General features: G+C 65.0%; 3 protein-coding genes. All 3 read right to left on the reverse strand.

Annotation, left to right across the window (positions count from 1 at the left end; genetic code table 11):
- Window positions 1-630, reverse strand: a 630-nt coding sequence (locus VEK15_10695) for an acetate kinase (protein HXV61153.1), incomplete at its 3' end; no start/stop codon positions are given.
- The gene (locus VEK15_10700) at window positions 623-1603 is read right to left on the reverse strand and encodes a dihydroorotate dehydrogenase-like protein (protein HXV61154.1); all 981 of its coding nucleotides are present in this window, start codon (window positions 1601-1603) and stop codon (window positions 623-625) included. The genes VEK15_10695 and VEK15_10700, both read right to left, overlap by 8 nt.
- Window positions 1600-2008 (reverse strand): pyruvate:ferredoxin (flavodoxin) oxidoreductase (locus VEK15_10705; protein HXV61155.1); only part of this gene is annotated, 409 nt, incomplete at its 5' end. The genes VEK15_10705 and VEK15_10700, both read right to left, overlap by 4 nt.

Here is a 2008-nt window from a genome sequence, read left to right on the forward strand (position 1 = left end):
GCCGAGGTGCGCGACGATGACGCGTGCGCTCGCGATCTCCGGAGCGACCTCGGGCAAGACGGAAGCGATGTACTCGTAGGACAAGCCGTGGAAACCGTACCGCTGGAGTCCCTTTTGGCGAATGTCGCGAGGCAGCGGTATCAGCTCCGCAACCGACGCATGGCCGCGATGAAAGCTGGTGTCGAAGCAGGCAACCTGGGGCACGTCCGGCAGCCGCTCGAAGACGGCTTCGATGGCCGCCAGATTGTAGGGCTGATGAAGCGGAGCCAGAGGAACGAGCTCGTAGAGCTCGTCCAGGACCTCGCGGCTGACGAGCGTCGGAGCCGCGAACCGCGCTCCTCCGTGAACGACACGGTGGCCGACGCCCAGGACTCGCGAGCCGCCGTACCGGGATCGAAGCCAGGCCGCGAGTGCTTCGATCGCCGCACTCCCGTCGGTGACCGACGCGGGAAGCTTCTCGTCGGCGAGCTTTCCTCCTTCGGCGTCCTTGACCGAGAGACGGGGCGATGTGCCGATGCCCTCGATTTGACCGCGCGCTTCCAGGCGCCAGCGTTCTACGTCTGGCCGCCGGTACACGCAGAACTTCAGGCTCGACGAGCCGGCATTCAGCACCAGAGCATAGTCATCCACGAATCGTCATCCTGTAGTTCGCGCGCTCATAGGTGGCGGGGTCGGGGATCCGGGAGAAACCCATGTTGCCCCGCATCTCGTCGAGAGAGCTCCACTCGTTCTCCTCCATCCAGGCTTCGAGATCCTTTCGCACCGTACGCAGGTGAGCGGGACCGTTCCGAACGAGGGCGGAGACCATCTGGGTTGCATGGGCCCCTACCATCGTCGCCTTGACGACGTCGAGGGCCGTATGGACGCCGCCGGTGACGGCGAGCGAGGCCTTGATTCGTCCCGCGAGAGCCGCGACTCCCCGAAGGCGGAGAGCGAGGTCCGAGGAGTCGGAGAGAGGGAGACAGCGCAGCACCTCGAGCTCGACGACGTCGAGATCGACTTTGTGAAAGCGGGTGAAGAGCACGAGCCCGTCGGTTCCCGCCTGGTCGAGCTGCCGGGCAAAATGGGCGAACGCGGTGAACAGAGGCGAGAGCTTGACGGCGACGGGGACGTGAACCTCCCGCTTCACCTCGTCGACGATCGCCAGCATTTCCCGTTCGACCTCGGCTCCGCTCGTCGCCGCGTCGCTCGCCGCATGATACAGGTCCAGCTCGAGAGCGTCGGCTCCCGCCTGCTCCAGGAGGCGAGCGTAGGAGATCCAGCCTCCGCGCGTCGCGCCGTTGAGCGAGGCCATTACCGGGATTTGGACGGCATCCTTCACACGTCTCAGGTGCTCGAGATACTCGTCGGGTCCGGGAGCCAGCTCGGGATCGGGAGCATAGCTCGTCGCCTCGGCGAAGGATTCGCCGTGGCTCTCAGTATGGAAGAACGCGGACATCTGCTCGCCCGTGATCTCCTCTTCGTAGAGCGGCCGCAGCACGAGTGCTCCGGCACCCGCGTCCTCGAGCTTCTTGACCGTGCCGAGATCGTCGGTTAGTGGTCCAGAGCCGACCATCAACGGGTGCGGCAGGCGAATTCCCAGATAGGTCGTGCCGAGATTCATGTGCCTTCCTTTTCCTCCGTCGCCTCCTCGGTGGAAGAAACGGGCACGGTGATTCCCGCGAGCTGCTGATAGACGGCGTAACGGCGCTCCGCCGCCTCCTGCGATTCCTCCAGGAAGTGTCGGTAGCGCTCGGGGGCGGCCCGCTCGACCGTACGGAAGCGCGACTCATTGCGCATGTAATCGGCGACTTTGGCTTTGGGAGGTCCGTAGTCGAGATGGAGAGGAGGCTCGCCCTTGACGAGACGACGAGGGTCGAACCGGTAGAGGGGCCAGACCCCCGAGTCCACCGCGAGCTTTTGCTGGGCCGCGCCCTGGGCCATGTCGTAACCATGGGCGATGCAATGACTGTAGGCGATGATGAGCGACGGGCCGGCGTAGGATTCGGCCTCCAGAAAAGCTTGAGCG

The sequence above is a fragment of the Vicinamibacteria bacterium genome (assembly GCA_035620555.1).
Taxonomy (GTDB): Bacteria; Acidobacteriota; Vicinamibacteria; order Marinacidobacterales; family SMYC01; genus DASPGQ01.